This window comes from Lentibacter sp. (assembly GCF_965657785.1).
GTDB lineage: Bacteria > Pseudomonadota > Alphaproteobacteria > Rhodobacterales > Rhodobacteraceae > Lentibacter.
Genome location: NZ_CBFHPP010000004.1, coordinates 98849 through 111936, shown reverse-complemented (window position 1 = coordinate 111936; position 13088 = coordinate 98849). Strand labels below are relative to the sequence as shown.

At 56.8% G+C, this 13088-nt stretch carries 14 protein-coding genes; 2 read left to right on the top strand and 12 right to left on the bottom strand.

What is annotated here, in order from left to right; translation table 11 throughout:
- Positions 1-9 precede the first annotated feature (9 nt).
- The 3 genes from pnp to ACTF58_RS04045 all read right to left on the bottom strand — a co-directional run bounded on the left by pnp (position 10) and on the right by ACTF58_RS04045 (position 3889).
- The gene (pnp, locus tag ACTF58_RS04055; RefSeq protein WP_438990684.1) at positions 10-2157 is read right to left on the bottom strand and encodes a polyribonucleotide nucleotidyltransferase; all 2148 of its coding nucleotides are present in this window, start codon (positions 2155-2157) and stop codon (positions 10-12) included.
- 173 nt (positions 2158-2330) lie between these two features.
- Entirely contained in the window at positions 2331-3194 is an 864-nt protein-coding gene (locus ACTF58_RS04050) for a DMT family transporter (RefSeq protein ID WP_438990683.1), read from the bottom strand.
- Positions 3191-3889 (bottom strand): type 1 glutamine amidotransferase, encoded by a 699-nt coding sequence (locus tag ACTF58_RS04045; protein WP_438990682.1) that lies wholly within the window; start codon positions 3887-3889, stop codon positions 3191-3193. Before ACTF58_RS04045 ends, ACTF58_RS04050 begins: the two co-directional genes overlap by 4 nt.
- 196 nt (positions 3890-4085) lie before the next feature.
- On the opposite strand from ACTF58_RS04045, the gene ACTF58_RS04040 reads away from it, so the two are divergent.
- Positions 4086-4787, top strand: a complete 702-nt coding sequence (locus ACTF58_RS04040) for an SGNH/GDSL hydrolase family protein (protein WP_438990681.1) — start codon at positions 4086-4088, stop codon at positions 4785-4787.
- A gap of 77 nt (positions 4788-4864) precedes the next feature.
- On the opposite strand, the gene rpsO is transcribed toward ACTF58_RS04040, so the two are convergent.
- The 5 genes from rpsO to hemC all read right to left on the bottom strand — a co-directional run bounded on the left by rpsO (position 4865) and on the right by hemC (position 8101).
- Positions 4865-5134 carry a 30S ribosomal protein S15 gene (gene rpsO, locus ACTF58_RS04035; RefSeq protein ID WP_298801643.1) on the bottom strand — a complete coding sequence of 90 codons (270 nt, stop codon included), beginning with the start codon at positions 5132-5134 and terminating at the stop codon, positions 4865-4867.
- A gap of 187 nt (positions 5135-5321) precedes the next feature.
- Positions 5322-6272 carry a calcium-binding protein gene (locus ACTF58_RS04030; RefSeq protein ID WP_438990680.1) on the bottom strand — a complete coding sequence of 317 codons (951 nt, stop codon included), beginning with the start codon at positions 6270-6272 and terminating at the stop codon, positions 5322-5324.
- 75 nt (positions 6273-6347) lie between these two features.
- A complete protein-coding gene (locus tag ACTF58_RS04025; RefSeq protein WP_438990679.1) occupies positions 6348-6626 on the bottom strand; it encodes a DUF5665 domain-containing protein in 279 nt (92 codons plus the stop codon).
- A 9-nt stretch (positions 6627-6635) separates the two neighbouring features.
- Entirely contained in the window at positions 6636-7142 is a 507-nt protein-coding gene (locus ACTF58_RS04020; protein ID WP_438990678.1) for a DUF1643 domain-containing protein, read from the bottom strand.
- Positions 7139-8101 carry a hydroxymethylbilane synthase gene (gene hemC, locus ACTF58_RS04015; protein ID WP_438990677.1) on the bottom strand — a complete coding sequence of 321 codons (963 nt, stop codon included), beginning with the start codon at positions 8099-8101 and terminating at the stop codon, positions 7139-7141. Before hemC ends, ACTF58_RS04020 begins: the two co-directional genes overlap by 4 nt.
- Positions 8102-8199: 98 nt before the next feature.
- On the opposite strand from hemC, the gene hemE reads away from it, so the two are divergent.
- Complete coding sequence (gene hemE, locus ACTF58_RS04010; protein WP_438990676.1) at positions 8200-9234, top strand: uroporphyrinogen decarboxylase; 1035 nt, start codon at positions 8200-8202, stop codon at positions 9232-9234.
- Positions 9235-9282: 48 nt separating this feature from the next.
- On the opposite strand, the gene ACTF58_RS04005 is transcribed toward hemE, so the two are convergent.
- The 4 genes from ACTF58_RS04005 to ACTF58_RS03990 form a co-directional block, all read right to left on the bottom strand.
- The gene (locus ACTF58_RS04005) at positions 9283-10326 is read right to left on the bottom strand and encodes a cytochrome-c peroxidase (RefSeq protein WP_438990675.1); all 1044 of its coding nucleotides are present in this window, start codon (positions 10324-10326) and stop codon (positions 9283-9285) included.
- Between the two features lie 100 nt (positions 10327-10426).
- Positions 10427-11305 carry an oxygen-dependent coproporphyrinogen oxidase gene (hemF, locus tag ACTF58_RS04000; RefSeq protein WP_438990674.1) on the bottom strand — a complete coding sequence of 293 codons (879 nt, stop codon included), beginning with the start codon at positions 11303-11305 and terminating at the stop codon, positions 10427-10429.
- Positions 11306-11315: 10 nt separating this feature from the next.
- On the bottom strand, positions 11316-12119 hold the full coding sequence (locus ACTF58_RS03995; RefSeq protein WP_438990673.1) for an SDR family NAD(P)-dependent oxidoreductase: 804 nt from the start codon (positions 12117-12119) through the stop codon (positions 11316-11318).
- Positions 12120-12176: 57 nt separating this feature from the next.
- The coding region (locus tag ACTF58_RS03990; RefSeq protein ID WP_438990672.1) for a class I SAM-dependent methyltransferase at positions 12177-13088 on the bottom strand (912 nt) is incomplete at its 5' end.

Below are 13088 nucleotides of genomic sequence, written 5' to 3'. Positions count from 1 at the left end.
AACAAAGACTTACTCGTCCTCGTCTTTGCCCTTAGGCGCTTCTGGCGCGATTTCTTCGCCAGTGGTCTGATCAACCACTTTCATGGAAAGACGCACTTTGCCGCGATCATCAAAGCCCAAGAGCTTCACTTTCACGTCTTGGCCCTCTTTCAGAACGTCTGAAGGATGGTTCAAGCGGCGGCTTTCGATCTGGCTCACGTGGACGAGGCCGTCACGCTTGCCAAAGAAGTTTACGAAGGCGCCGAAGTCGACGATCTTCACAACTTTACCGTCATAGACCTGGCCTTCTTCCGGCTCTGCCACAATCGAGTGGATCATGTCGTAGGCTTTCTTGATCGCTTCGCCATTCGGGCTCGCAATCTTGATAATGCCTTCGTCATTAATGTCGACTTTCGCGCCAGAGACTTCAACGATCTCACGAATGACTTTGCCGCCCGAGCCGATCACTTCGCGGATTTTATCCGTTGGGATCTGCATGGTCTCGATGCGTGGAGCGTGGATTGAGAAATCCTGTGCGCCATCAATCGACTTGTTCATCTCTTCGAGAATATGGAGACGGCCCGCTTTCGCTTGGTCGAGGGCTTTTTCCATGATTTCTTGCGTGATGCCTGCGACTTTAATGTCCATCTGAAGCGAGGTGATGCCGTCGGCCGTCCCTGCAACTTTGAAGTCCATATCACCGAGGTGATCTTCATCGCCGAGGATGTCTGTCAGAACAGCATAGGAGCCGTCATCTTCAAGGATCAGACCCATCGCAACACCAGCAACCGCAGACTTGAGCGGCACACCCGCATCCATCATCGAAAGTGAGCCACCGCAAACAGACGCCATGGACGACGAACCGTTTGATTCTGTGATCTCTGACACCAGACGGATGGTGTAAGGGAAGTCAGTTGCAGCAGGCAAAACAGCCTGAAGCGCGCGCCATGCCAGCTTGCCGTGGCCGATTTCGCGGCGTCCGGGAGGGCCCACGCGACCCGCTTCACCGACCGAATAGGGAGGGAAGTTGTAGTGCAGCAGGAAGTTCGATTTGAAGTTGCCGTGCAACGCGTCGATGAACTGTTCGTCATCTCCGGTGCCGAGCGTTGTGACAACGAGGCCCTGTGTTTCGCCACGTGTGAACAATGCCGAACCGTGTGTGCGCGGCAGAAGGCCTGTTTCGCATACAATCGGACGCACAGTATCAAGCGCGCGACCGTCGATCCGCTTGCCTGTTTTCACAACATCGCCCCGCAAGATGCCAGCTTCGAGCTTCTTGAGAGCCGAACCGAGGTTCGCATCTTCAAGCTGCTCTTCTGTCAACGCATCCATGATCGTGGTGCGGGCCGCAGCAACTGCCGTTGTGCGCTCTTGCTTGTCTGTCAAAGCAAAGGCTGCGCGCATGGCTGTTTCGCCTGCCGCTTTTACCGCTTCATATAGCTCCGTGTATTCTGGGGGCTGGAAGTCAAACGGCTCTTTAGCCGCCGATTCTGCCAGATCAATGATCAAGTCGATCACTGGCTGAATGCTGTCGTGCGCAAATTTCACCGCACCGAGCATTTCTGCTTCGGTCAGCTCATAGGCTTCAGATTCAACCATCATCACGGCGTCTTTTGTGCCCGCAACAACAAGGTCAAGGCGCTGCTCAGGATTCTGGCGCAGGTCTTGCATATCATCAACTGTTGGGTTGAGCACATATTCGCCATCAACATAGCCAACACGGGCTGCAGCCACTGGGCCCATGAACGGCGCACCAGAAATAGTCAGAGCAGCCGAGGCCGCAATCATCGCAACCATGTCAGGGTCGTTGACAAGATCGTGGCTCAGCACGGTGCACATGACCAGAACTTCGTTTTTGAAACCAGGCACAAACAGCGGGCGGATCGGACGGTCGATCAGGCGGGCTGTCAGTGTTTCTTTTTCGGTCGGACGCGCTTCGCGCTTGAAAAAGCCGCCAGGCACTTTGCCGGCCGCATAGTATTTCTCTTGGTAGTGAACCGTCAGCGGGAAAAAGTCTTGGCCCGGCTTCGGCTTCTTGGCGAATGTCACGTTGGCCATGACAGATGTTTCGCCGAGGGTCGCGATGACAGAGCCATCCGCTTGACGGGCAACTTTGCCCGTTTCGAGTGTGAGCGTTTCTTCGCCCCACTCCATGGTCTTCTTCGTAATGTTAAACATTTTCGTTTCCTGTGTCGGAGCGCTCACGGGCGTATCCCGTGTCTCCAGATTGAATGGCGGCCCCATTGCCGCCGGCCCTTTTCTATCCTGATTGAAGCGCTAGGGCCGTGGCGCAACCTCTCAGATAAGGCGCGGCATACAGGAGTTCTGCAAGATTTGAAAGCTTTATAAGCCTACCCCCGAACGGGTGCCCTCAGGCGGAGCAGATTGACGCCAGCCAGCACCGAAAGGATGATACTCCCGCCCCATAAGGCCGCCTGCCCGGGGAACTCCCCGATCACCCACCAGACAAGCACAGGCCCCAAGAGTGCCTCCAGCAACAAGATCAAACTCACTTCCGCCGCACCAATATATTGTGGGCCCGTAGTCAGCAGACCAAAGCCAAGTGGAACGACACCCGCGCCAAGCAAAGCCATATAGACCCAGCTCTCCTGAGGCACAGACAGACTTGGCGCAAACAGCCCCGCAACTAAGGCGGTCAGCAAACCCGACAGGCCCATCGCAGGGACCATGCTGATATCCTTCTGCGCGCGGGCAATCGAAAACGTCAGCGCCAGCGATACAGCGCCGCCAAATGCGGCCATGTCTCCAAGAAGGTCGCCCCCTTCTCCCACACTGCCCGCAGCAATCACAAATACACCCAGCAAAGCCCCGCCAATCCCGACCCAGGTCAGCCGATCCACACGCTCCTTGAGGACAACAATAGAGATCAGCGCCGCAATGACGGGCGACGTTGCGGAAATCAGAAGCACATTTGCCGCTTGGGTCTTTTCCACAGCGTATAAAAAACAGAACGTGCCCAGCGCAAAAATAGCGGCCAACGCCCAACCACTGCGCCCGACCCGCACCACCTCTCGCATCGGCTTTCGTTGTAAAAAAACGCCCCAAACCAGCAGAATAACCACGCCACTCAGAAGGCCGCGCCAAAAAAGCTTGGTCAGCGTATCTGCCTCAATCAAGCGCACCAACAGCACATCAGGCGAAATCACTAATACGCCAGCCAGCGTGATCAAAAGGCCTTTCGTGGCCAAGCTCACGACGCAGGACCAAACAATTTGGTGAGAAAATCCCGAAACCATGGATCAACCGCGATCTGCGCCTCATCGGCGAGTGCGTCTTGCTCCGCCCGGCTTTGCACGCCTTTGCGCTGCGTATGGGCTGCCGTCCAAGGCGCATCTTGCCAATCCTGAAACATCTGCTTCGTCACCTCTGGATGAAACTGAAACCCGTAGGTTTTCTCTCCAAAGCGAAACGCCTGATTGGGAAAGCCAGCACTGCGCGCCAGAAGTGTTGCCCCATCAGGCAGGCCAAACCCGTGAAAATGCGCCTGCGGCACACGCAAGCCCTCAGGCATGAACGCAGGATCCAACGTCTCAAGCTCGTAATACCCAAATTCGCAAGGCTCTCCGTCAAGCGGGCCGACCTCTGCCCCGAGAATATGTGCAATCATCTGCGCGCCCTGACACATTCCAAGCACAGGCAAACCTGCGGCCATACAGCGCTCAAGCCACCGGATTTCATCTTGTAAAAACGGCATATCAGGAATGTCCGTGATGCAGTATTTGCCGCCATAAATCACAGTGCCCGCAACATCCGCGTCAAATGCTGGAAGAGTATCGCCAGAATAAAGATGAAAGTGCTGAACATCATAGCCCAGCTGCTCAAGCTGGTCGGCCGCTCGGTCTTTACGATGGCTGTCGCCGTGATGAATAAGAATGACTTTTTGCGCCATGAACTGGACCCTTTGTTGCAAGTTTTCCAGCCCCTGTTCCCCGGTGCAAGTGGGGTCTCTCGACGGGGCCATATTGCAGGAGTTACGCCGTGAGACAAGTGAATCCCACCACAGCTGCAACACAGTGTTTTAAAACCAGCTGTGGATTTTATTGGCAAAATTGTCGAGACTTGTGCCAGTTGGTATGAGCGTGCTTATGATATCCCGTTTTAGTCTATTGATCCTGTGTGTTTTCCTGTCCGTCGTGGCCTCGCAACAGCGCGCCCATGCGCAAGACAAACCCCGCATTCTTGCAATCGGCGACAGCCTCATGGCGTGGCATCGCAACGAAAGCAAATCCATTGCCGACTCCCTTGAAGCAAGTCTTGGCGAACCTGTTCTCAACAGATCCATTTCAGGCGCACGGATCATTTATGGCCTGCCTGTCACCGGCGCATTGGGTCTGCGTATTTCCAGTCAGTTTCGTGACCGCGAGCAATATGATTGGGTGATTATCACTGGCGGCGGCAATGACCTGATGTTCGGGTGTGGCTGTGCGCGCTGCGAGCGGCGTATGAACAGAATGATCACGGCTGAGGCGGATAAAGGCGATGTTGTCAGCCTCGTGCAGCACATCCGCAAGACGGGCGCGCGGGTCATCTATGTGGGATATTTACGCAGTCCCGAAATGGAGTCGCCGATTGAAAACTGCAAAGATGAAGGCGACACATTTGAAGCAAGGCTCGCAACGCTTGCAAAGCAGGACGAGGGCGTCTTTTTTCACTCAATCGCAGAGCTTGTGCCCGCAGGCGACCGCAGCTTTCACGGGCTGGACATGATCCACCCCTCTCAAAAAGCCAGCACCGTCATTGGACAACAACTTGCCAACCTGATCAGACGCGTAGACCGCTCACGCTAAGACATTTGGCAGGCACAGGCGGCATAAAAAACGCGCCCCAAAGGAGCGCGTTTACAATTTTTGACTTGGCGCCTGTCTTAGCGGCGAATGCCAAGGCGCTTGATGAGGTCCTGATAGCGGGCCTCTTCTTTGCCACGCAGAAAGTCGAGCAGCTTACGGCGCTGTGCAACCATCTTAAGAAGACCACGGCGGCCGTGGTTGTCTTTTTTGTGGGTCTTGAAATGCTCTGTGAGCGTCGTGATACGCGATGTCAGGATAGCAACCTGAACTTCGGGTGAGCCTGTATCGCCTTCTTTGGTGGCGAACTCTTTCATGACGCGTGCTTTTTCTTCAACAGTAATCGACATCGGGATCTCCTTTAGAGTTAAGGGTTCGGGCACGAGCCGGGATGTCGTCCAGCAAGGTCCATAGGATTCGCACTGCTGCAAAACAGCACTGCAAGAGCGCCGTATAGGCATAATTTGTGGCGTTGGAAAGCTTTTTGTGCCCACCCGTCGCGAGCCGGCATCAAGCCACCCCTGTGAGAAAAGCGCCTCAGATCACAGGAAGCACTTCACCAGCCCCAAAAAACAGAGCCGCGTCGCTTTGGGCCATAATCAGAACATCACTCACGCTCAATGCCAAATCAGATTGAACCGCTGCAATCATCTCTCCATTCATCAGAATATGGCTCACGTCTGGGTCAATTCCGTCACGGGCAATTGTTATATCGGGCTCAACCTCACCATTGTTTTGACCGTCAAAAACAATGATCAGCCTGTCTTCCAGTGGATCAAAATCGTGGATGTGAGCCTCTTCGCCTTGGGCGATCCAGTCTCCAATCACAATATCGTCACGCCCGATACCAGAGGTGACAATATCATACCCCCCAGCAATGAGCCGGTCGTCCCCGTCGCCGCCGTTTACATAGTCTAATTCAGCAGCGCCTTCTTCACGGCCATCAATTAAGTCGTTTCCCCAGCCACCAAAAAGCGTGTCCTGCCCCGCGCCACCAATCAACGTATCGTCGCCAAGGCCGCCATGCAGAGCATCCGCGCCCTCCTCGCCAAACAAAATATCCTGACCAGCACTGCCCTGAAGCATATCGTCGCCCGCGCCGCCCATCAGCACATCGTCGCCATTATGCCCATAGAGGGCGTCCGCATCATCGCCGCCCATCAGACTGTCTTGACCATCTTCGCCATGAAGCGTGTCTTGCCCAGCACCGCCGATCAAAATGTCGTCACCGGTCCACCCGTGTAGATCGTCGCGGCCAGACCCGCCATCAAGCGTATCCGCGCCACCATAACCGTTCATCTGGTCGGCACCCTCGGAGCCTTCAAGCGCCTCACTTTCAGATGTTCCAGATGTGATCAGATGTTCAATCGTGGTATCCTGCGGGGCATTTGGCAGAGAAGCTTCGTCGTCTTCGTCCCCAGCATCAAAGCCAATAAAGACAGTTGCGCCAACAAGCGCCATGCCCATCACTCCAGCAAGAAACAGCATAACCAAACTCCACAACTTACCGGCCGTATTAGGCCAGAGCTGCTGCCTTGGGTCAAAGCTATTCGTGCCAAGTGGTTAACGGGTTCTTTGCACGTCCTCGACAAGTTGATGTGCCCACCCGCCGATCACAGGAATGAACTCAATCTGCGAGGCCCACCATACGAGCGTCGAAACCAAAAGTGTCGCGCCGATCACAGACCCAAGACCAAAGGCCAAACCGCGCATGAACTGAAACGAGAGCAACCGCCAGGTCGAGCTATGCACGCGCACAAAGCGATGTGTGTTGAGCCGCTCAAGCTCCTGCGTGAGACGCTCGATCGCGTGTTTCATCTCGGCTTCGGACTGCTCCCTCATAATTCCCCCTTAGAACCAGCGCACAGGCTGCTCTGTATAAGCGATATATAGCGGATGCTTGGGGTGACCCGCCTTTGTCAGCCCGAGGTGAAAAACAGGCAAACCCCTGTCGCGCAACAACGCTTCCATAGCCTGACCGCGCTGCAAGTGTTCGCCATGCGCGCCCCATGCGGCAATGATCTGATCGGCCCAGTCACAACTCTGCGCAATCGTCGCGTCATTTTCAGCACCAACCGGCTCTTCTGCTGCGCGCATATTCTTGGGGTCTGTATCGCGCCAAGCAAAAATATTGGTCACCCGAAAACCGCCAAAGCCAAGCGCCCGCGCCCGCCGCTCACAGCGCTCAACGGTCGGGTCGTTCTGCACTTCGGTCGCGGTGGAGGGGTTGAGCATGATAAAAAGCGCCTTGCGCCCCTCTGGCTCCCAAATGCGCGTGAGAAGATAGCGATAGCGTTCGCAGTCCGAGTAGACAGCCGTAGACGGCGCATCGCCCTTGGTGTGCGTCCGCGTGATCATGTGCGCCAGTCAAAGAAGCCTTTGCCAGCTTGCGCAAGCAGCTTTGCCGCCATCTCGCGGCCAAGCGCGGGACCATCTTCGACAGGAGCGCTCTGATCATCGTTGATCGCCTCGCTCCCGTCAGGGCGTAATACTTCGCCACGCAGGCGCAACGTGCCGCCGTCAAGGTCCGCCAGCCCCGCCAAAGGCGTCTCGCAAGAGCCATCCAAGGCCGCCAAAAAGGCGCGCTCCGCCGCGAGCCGCTGGCCTGTCTCTCTGTGATGAATCGCCGCCAGCATATCCGCCACGCGGCTGTCATCGCCCCGCCGTTCGATCCCGATTGCGCCCTGCGCCACAGCAGGAAGCATATCCGTGACCTCCACAGGCGTCGCAGGCACCTGCCCGATCATGCCAAGCCGCGTCAGCCCTGCCATAGCAAGAAATGTTGCATCCGCAACGCCCTCTTCCAGCTTCTTCAGGCGCGTCTGCACATTGCCGCGAAACTCGGCAAGCGCAAGGTCGGGCCGCGTCACAGCCAGTTGCGCTCGGCGCCGCAAAGAAGAGCTGCCCATGACCGCGCCTGCAGGCACCTCGGCCAGCGACGTATACTTAAGACACACAAACGCATCGCGCACATCTTCCCGTGGCAGATAGGTGTCAAGCAACAGCCCCGCTGGCTGAAGCGTCGGCATATCCTTCATCGAGTGAACAGCAATATCAATGCTGCCGTCCAAAAGCTGCTCTTCAATCTCTTTGGTAAACAGCCCTTTGCCACCAAGCTCTTTCAAAGGTTTGTCCTTGGCAATCAGTGCCGCATCATCGCCCGTAGTCTTGATCACGACAATCTCAAAGGCCTCATGCGGCAAATCAAAGGCATCAGCCAAGCGTTTGCGAGTCTCGTAAGCCTGCGCCAACGCGAGCGGAGAGCCGCGCGTGCCGATCTTGAGGGGTGCGGCGGGGGTGGGAAGTTGTTTTACCATACCCCCTGTTAGACGCGGCGCATTGTCCTTTCAAGCGGCTCTTGCTTGACATCGCGCCGCAGCCAAGGGACGAGAGACGGACCGAAGAGGAGAGTCACATGGCCCAGCAAAAGAAAATCCTGCGCGCATTGGCGGGCGAAACGCTTGAAACACCGCCGATCTGGATGATGCGCCAAGCAGGTCGCTATCTCCCCGAATACCGCGCCACGCGCGCCGAGGCCGGTGATTTCCTCTCGCTGTGTTACAATTCCGAGCTGGCTTGCGAAGTCACACTTCAGCCGATCCGCCGCTATGGCTTTGATGCCTCGATTCTCTTCGCCGATATCTTGCTGGTGCCCCAAGCCCTTGGCGCCGACCTCTGGTTTGTCACTGGCGAAGGCCCACGCCTCTCCACAATCACTGACAAAGCAGGCTTTGATGCGCTGAAGCCCGCCGATGCAATTCACGAGCACCTCGCGCCCATTTATGAAACCGTGAAGCTCCTCAGCCGCGAGCTGCCCGAAGAGACAACGCTCATAGGCTTCGCGGGCGCGCCCTGGACGGTGGCAACCTATATGATCGCTGGCCGCGGCACGCCGGATCAAGGCCCAGCACACGCCCTCAAAGACGGCAACCGCGAGGTATTTGAAGCGCTCCTGAAGCGGATCACCGACGCAACCATCCTCTACCTCTCTGAGCAGATCAAAGCAGGCGCGGAAGTCGTTAAAATATTTGACAGCTGGGCAGGCTCTCTCAAAGGAGACGACTTTATCAACTACGCGGTAAAGCCCGCCGCCGAGATCACGGCTGCGTTAAAAGCCTTGCATCCCGACACACCCGTGATCGCCTTCCCCCGTGGAGCAGGCGAGCGCTATGTCGGCCTTCATGAGGCGATCGGCGCCGACTGTATCGCGCTTGATGATGGCGTCACAGCCGAGTGGGCCGCCGCCAACGTGCAAACGGGCGGCTGCGTGCAGGGCAATCTGAAATCCTCACATATGGTCACAGGCGGCGACGATCTTGTGCGCGAAACCCGCAAAATCGTTGATGCGCTGAAAAATGGCCCACATATCTTCAACCTCGGTCACGGGATCACACCTGACGCCGACCCCGAAAATGTGCAGCTTATGATTGATACGGTGCGCGGCCTCTAACCCTCGCCGCAAAAGAAAAAGGGCCAGCTCTATGCTGGCCCGTCTGGTTTATTTCACTTCACCCGTCGGCCTTGGCGTCGCCGCAGTCTCGGCAGGCAGGACCGGATAGACCACCTCAGGCATATCGCCTGTCAGACTGCCGAGGAAAGCAACGATCTTATCGGCCTCATCCTCCGTCAGATCCTCACCCAGCTGGCTTTCCCCCATCACCTGCACGGCAACTTTCAAGTCCCATACAATACCCGAATGAAAGTAAGGCGCAGTTTGGTCGATGTTGCGCAGCGGCGAGGCCCGAAAGACATATTCATCATCGGCTGTCTCTGTGACGGCAAAGCGCCCCTTATCGCCCTCAGGCAGAATATCCGCCCCCGGCTTTTCGATCAGACCGAAGGGATAATAGCCGTTGCCGCCAAGGTTGACCCCGCTATGGCAGGAGGCACAACCCTTGTCGATGAACAAACCAAGGCCTGCTGTTTCCATCTCGTCCAAAGCCGCATCATCCCCATTGAGCCACGCATCAAAGGGCGCAGGCGTGATCAGTGTGGCCTCATAGGCCTCAATCGCCTTTGCGAAGTTGTCAAAGCTCACAGGCTCCGCTTCGTCAGGGAAAGACGCCTCAAACCACTCCACATATTGCGGCATAGAGTTGAGCGTCGCGACCACGTTATCAGGCGTATTGGCCATCTCGACTCCCGCTTGAACCGGCCCTTTGGCCTGCTCGGCAAGATCAGGCGCGCGCCCGTCCCAGAACTGGGCTTCGTTAAAGACCGAGTTCAGCACAGTGGGCGAGTTGCGCGGGCCTTTCTGCCAGCCGTGCCCAATAGAGGTGGGCATATTGTCGTCACCGCCTGTGGCAAGGTTGTGACACGAGTTGCAGGAAAAAACACCCGACGCCGACATACGCGGGTCAAAAAACAGCGCTTTGCCAAGATCAATCTTCTCAGGCGTGACAGGGTTGGCATTCAACGCAGGAATCGTGGAAGGCAGGGGGGCAAAAAGCTCCAGCGCCTCATTGCGCAAATCATTGGCAAAGGCGACACTTCCAGAAGCGAGCGCCAACGCAGTGGTGGATGTCAAAAAGAAATGTCTCATGCTTGTTAGGCCTCCACAGAGTAAAAGCAGGGTCAAGTTTGAGCGCGTTTCCTTCAATATCTAAAGTATTCGATTCGCCGAATGTTAGAATTGATCCAAGTCAAATCCACTTCGCCAAGGGCGGCAAACTCATCAAAACCGCGTTGGCGTCATGCCCCGTTTCAAGGCCAAATTTCGTGCCCCGATCATAAACGAGATTATACTCCGCATAGAGGCCGCGGTGCACAAGCTGCGCATCCTTGTCGGCCGCGCCCCAAGGCTGCGCCATGCGCTTTTCGGTCAAAGGCACAAACGCAGGCAAAAAAGCACGGCCAATATCTTGGATCATGGCAAAGTCAGCGGCCCAATCGCCCGTGTTGTGATCATCCAGAAAAATGCCGCCAACGCCCCGCGCCCGCTTGCGATGGGGAATATAGAAATACTCGTCCGCCCAAGCCTTCAGGCGTGGATAATGCTCTACGCCATGCCTGTCACAATGCTCTTTCTGAACCGCGTGAAAATGTGCCGTATCCTCAGCATATTCGATACAGGGGTTAAGGTCGGACCCACCACCAAACCACCAGCCATGCGGCGTCCAGAACATCCGCGTATTCATATGGACAGCGGGACTATGCGGGTTCTGCATATGAGCCACAAGACTGATCCCACTGGCCCAAAAACGCGGATCTTCTGCCATACCCGCAAGGCCCTTGCGCGCAGCCATGGCCGCCTGAGCGCGGCTGCCGAGCGTGCCAAAAACTGTCGAAATATTCACCCCGACCTTCTCAAACACGCGCCCGCCGCGCATCACACTCATAAGGCCCCCACCCGCATCAGAGCCGTCATCCGACTGGCGCGTGGTTTCACTCACCTCAAAACGCCCCGCCGGCTGATCGCCACCAAAAGCGTCTTCAATGCCTTCAAAGCTGGCGACAATATCGTCACGCAGGCTGCGAAACCATGCGCTCGCCTGGGCTTTCTCGTCTTGCATATCACTCATGCTCTTCTCCTCAGTGCGCAGGCGCTGTCACAGGGTCAAGCAACGTGCGCCCGCCATCTACCGTGAGCACCTGCCCTGTCATAAACCCGGCCCCATCAGAGGCCAAAAACTGCGCCACTTCAGCAAGCTCGGTCGGGCTGGCGATCCGCCCCATGGGTGTGCCGTTCTCGATCACAGAGCGAAAATCAGGGTTGTCTTTCAGGTGCTCTTGCAAACTTGCGCTCATAACCGACCCCATCGCAACCGCATTGACCCTGATCCGCTCGGGCGCCAGCGCCACAGCGAGCGAGCGTGTCATCTGCTCCAAAGCTGCGTTAGAAATAGACAGCGCCATAAGCTCAGGATGCGCCCGCCGCGCCAGAATGGACGACAGGTTGATGATCGACCCGGCAGGCCTGTCATTGTCATCGTCATGGGCCTGCTTGATCATCCGTTTCGCAATCAGCTGACTGAGGCGCAAAGAGGCCATCAGGTTTTGCTCCAGTGACATTTGCACAGCGTCATCATCCGGATTGAGCGGATCAGACGTCACAACCTGCCGCGAGGCATTGACCAGAATATCAACGCGGTCAAACGCATCAATCGTCGCGGACAGAAGGTTTGCCAGCGTCAGCTTCTCGCGCAAATCGCCAGCAAAGGCGCGGATTTGGCTGTCCTCGTCTTGAACACCAACTTCTTTTGTCAGCGCCTCATCATCCATATCGGCAAACATAACGTTTGCACCCTTGTCGACAAAATGTCGCGCAATCGCGAGGCCAACGCCATTCGCCGCCCCCGTAACAATCGCCGTTTTTCCACTGATCGAAAGCGACATCTCTCGCTCCTTCGTTCGAATCTTTGCCAAATCTGGCGGCAGTGTTAGCGCAAAAACCTAGCGCTTGCGAGATGGCTTAGCCGCATGAAGAATTTTGAAGCGGCTGTTGCCGCCGTCCAGTTCCTCAACAAAGCCAAAGCGCGCGCGCAAGGCCTCCTCATAAGGCAAGTGACGGTTCGCCACCATATAGAGGTGCCCAACACCCTTGAGCGCCGCCGCCGCCGAGGCAATAAAGGCCTGCCCAAGCTCGGGCACGCCCTTACGTCCGGTGTGAAATGGCGGGTTCATCACAACACTGTCCAAGGAAGCCCGCGGCTGCCAGCGGGTCGCATCCGCCCAGTGAAACTGAACGCGCGCATCAGCCGTATTTGCCTTTGCACACTCAAGCGCCGCATGACTGGATTCAACCATATGCAAAACCTCGACCGTCTGGCGCGTCAGGATAGCGCGAGACAAATAACCCCAGCCCGCCCCAAGGTCGGCAACTTCCTTGCCGAGTTTTTCAGGCAGAACAGCCTCCAAAAGCCGCGAGCCCTCATCCGCCTTGTCCGCAGAAAAGACACCGGGAACCGTGAAAAAACCGTCCGCATTCTGGTCGCCGAGGCCCGCCTCAAGCCAGTCTTGCGCAGCCTCCTCCCCCAGCTCGCAACTGAAAATCTTGCCATGCGCCTTACTGTAGGCCGCGCCACAGGTGCCACGCTTGCGCAGCTCTTTAAAATGGCTGTCCACACCGTCGGTCTTCACGCCGTCCACGATAAATGTGCCCCCCGTCATCTTGGCGGCGCGGGCAAACATCACCCGCCCCTCAAGCCGCCCCCGCGGCACAAAGACAAGCGCGCCCGCCGCCGCTTCGGGCAATTCCGTCGCCAGAGCATAGCCCTGCGCTTCATAGGCACTGGCCGATATAACGTCGTCGCAAACAAGCAAGAGCCGCTCTTGCGGCAAGCCCGCAAGGCTCTGCCCCGCAGC

Excerpts from the sequence above, each read along its gene's own strand:
- pnp (WP_438990684.1), bottom strand. The coding sequence starts at position 2,157 with ATGTTTAACATTACGAAGAAGACCATGGAGTGGGGCGAAGAAACGCTC.
- ACTF58_RS04045 (WP_438990682.1), bottom strand. The coding sequence starts at position 3,889 with ATGGCGCAAAAAGTCATTCTTATTCATCACGGCGACAGCCATCGTAAA.
- ACTF58_RS04040 (WP_438990681.1), top strand. The coding sequence starts at position 4,086 with ATGATATCCCGTTTTAGTCTATTGATCCTGTGTGTTTTCCTGTCCGTC.
- rpsO (WP_298801643.1), bottom strand. The coding sequence starts at position 5,134 with ATGTCGATTACTGTTGAAGAAAAAGCACGCGTCATGAAAGAGTTCGCC.
- ACTF58_RS04030 (WP_438990680.1), bottom strand. The coding sequence starts at position 6,272 with ATGCTGTTTCTTGCTGGAGTGATGGGCATGGCGCTTGTTGGCGCAACT.
- ACTF58_RS04025 (WP_438990679.1), bottom strand. The coding sequence starts at position 6,626 with ATGAGGGAGCAGTCCGAAGCCGAGATGAAACACGCGATCGAGCGTCTC.
- ACTF58_RS04020 (WP_438990678.1), bottom strand. The coding sequence starts at position 7,142 with ATGATCACGCGGACGCACACCAAGGGCGATGCGCCGTCTACGGCTGTC.
- hemC (WP_438990677.1), bottom strand. The coding sequence starts at position 8,101 with ATGGTAAAACAACTTCCCACCCCCGCCGCACCCCTCAAGATCGGCACG.
- hemE (WP_438990676.1), top strand. The coding sequence starts at position 8,200 with ATGGCCCAGCAAAAGAAAATCCTGCGCGCATTGGCGGGCGAAACGCTT.
- ACTF58_RS04005 (WP_438990675.1), bottom strand. The coding sequence starts at position 10,326 with ATGAGACATTTCTTTTTGACATCCACCACTGCGTTGGCGCTCGCTTCT.
- hemF (WP_438990674.1), bottom strand. The coding sequence starts at position 11,305 with ATGAGTGATATGCAAGACGAGAAAGCCCAGGCGAGCGCATGGTTTCGC.
- ACTF58_RS03995 (WP_438990673.1), bottom strand. The coding sequence starts at position 12,119 with ATGTCGCTTTCGATCAGTGGAAAAACGGCGATTGTTACGGGGGCGGCG.